Below are 2011 nucleotides of genomic sequence, written 5' to 3' on the forward strand. Positions count from 1 at the left end.
GTAGTGGTAGCCCTCGGACGGTGCGGTGACGGTCAGCGCCCGGGCACGGGGCCTGCCGGCGCGCACGGGCCGCGATCGGCGGCGACCGCGGCCCGGCGGCCGAACCGGGGCTTCCCGGCCCGGAGTCGACCGTGCGTGTGGTCGTGGACAGGCCGGGCCCGGGCCCGCCCCCCGACGCTGATCGGGTGGCCTCGGCGGGCGGGTGAGCCCGTCGGCGGCGCGGCGTAGCCGAGGTGGGCGGGCCTCACTCGCGACGCGGCGGTGGTGGGCGGGCGAGCCCCGTTCGTGGCGCGGCGGTGGGTGGAGGAGCCCCTTTCGCGACGCGACCGAGGGGGCCGGCAAGTCCCCTCGCGACGCCGCCGAGGTGAGTGGAGGAGCCCCTTTCGCGTCGCGACCGAAGTGAGCCGGCGAGCCCCACTCGCGACACGACCGAAGTGAGCCGGCGAGCCCCCTCGCGACGCCGCCGAGGTGAGTGGAGGAGCCCCTTTCGCGACGCGACCGAAGTGAGCCGGCGAGCCCCCTCGCGACGCGGCGCCGTGGTGAGTTCGCCCCCGCCGTGCCTCGGGGTCAGGTCGTGCGGCTCGCTCGCGAGGTGCGGGGATGGCTCCAGTAGCCCAGTGCGCTCACCGTGGCCTTGGGCAGCTCCCGTTCCTTGAGCAGGTGGGCGCGCAGGCTGCGGATGACCAGGGATTCGCCGGCGGCCCAGACCTGCCCGGGCCCGTCCGGCAGGGTCAACGCGCGTACCGCGTCTTCCAGCCCCCGCCCTCGGCCCGGTTCGGCGTCGCCGCGGTGGACCCAGTGCACCCGGGCGTGCGCGTGGTCGACGTCGAGGGCGGCGTGTTCCGCTTCGTCGCGGACCTCCAGGACCACGAACGTGGGGTGATCGGTGGGCAGTTCGGCAACGGTGGCGGCGATTGCGGGCAGCGCCGTCTCGTCGCCGACCAGCAGGGTCCACTCGGCGGCCGGGTCGGTCACCCAGTGCACCCGGCTCCCGGCAAAGCCCACCCGGTCCCCCGGTCGGGCGGCACCGGCCCACCGACCGGCGGCACCGTGGTCACCCGCTGCGGCCGCTTCCGTCGCTTCCGTCGCTTCGCCTTCGTCACCGTCTTCGCCACGGAAACCCCGGTCGCCGTGGTCGCCGTGCAAAAAGAAGTCGACGGTCAGCGACCGAGCCTCGGCGTCGAACGCGCGGACGGTGTAGTTCCTGGCGGGCTGCTCCCGGCCCCCGGCGAAGCGCCATCGACCGGGCTCGGGCAGGAAGATCTCCTCGGTACCCCGAGCGGGCCAGATCAAGGTGACGATCTCGCCGGGCTGCTCGACGATCATGTCGGCCAACCCCTCCCCGTGCAGCGTCAGGCGACGCATCAACGGGCTGAGCGAGTCCGCCTCGACCACTTCCAGCAGCCCGACGGCCTGCGGGAACGGCCGCACCAGTAGGGGAGCCTGGTCCCCGTCGTCCGCGTCGCTCACGTCGTCCTCATCGCCCCGACGGCGGGCGATCAGCCGGGCGTTGTGCAGGTCGGCGTGGCCGGACTCGAAGAGAGCCGACAGCACCTCGTCGACGAAGGCGTCGGCGTCGTCGCCCAGCACGTCGGCCGGCTCGGAGAACGCCGTGGCCCGGGCGAACCGGCGCAGCGCCTCCGGGTCCGGGCCTGCCGACACCGCGACGTCGCGCTGCTCCACCACGATCTCCAGGCCCTCGTCGACCAGCACGTCGCGAACCCGCTCGACGGAATGCCGATGGATCGCCGACGGCGCCCCGGCAAGCCGTTCCTTCCACCTGGCGTGGGCGTAGACCCCGTCGAGCGCGTCGCGCATCGCGAGCCCGTCGGCGGCCGGTCGGCCGAAGCTCCATTGCAGGACCACCTGCCCGCCGGGCAGCACCGCGCGGGCCATGGCGCGCAACGCGACCTCGGGATCGGCCAACCGGTGCAGCAACCAGGAGGAGTGAACGACGTCGAACTCGTCCTCGGGCAGCCGCAGTTCGCGGGGGTCCTGATGTTCGACGGTG

1 protein-coding gene is annotated in these 2011 nt (G+C 74.2%); it reads right to left on the reverse strand.

What is annotated here, in order from left to right; all coding sequences use genetic code 11:
- Positions 1 to 567: 567 nt before the first annotated feature.
- Positions 568 to 2011, reverse strand: a 1444-nt coding sequence (locus GT354_RS35995; RefSeq protein WP_161360588.1) for an SIP domain-containing protein, incomplete at its 5' end; no start/stop codon positions are given.

The sequence above is a fragment of the Streptomyces sp. SID3343 genome, from assembly GCF_009865215.1.
In the GTDB taxonomy this organism is placed as follows: domain Bacteria; phylum Actinomycetota; class Actinomycetes; order Streptomycetales; family Streptomycetaceae; genus Embleya.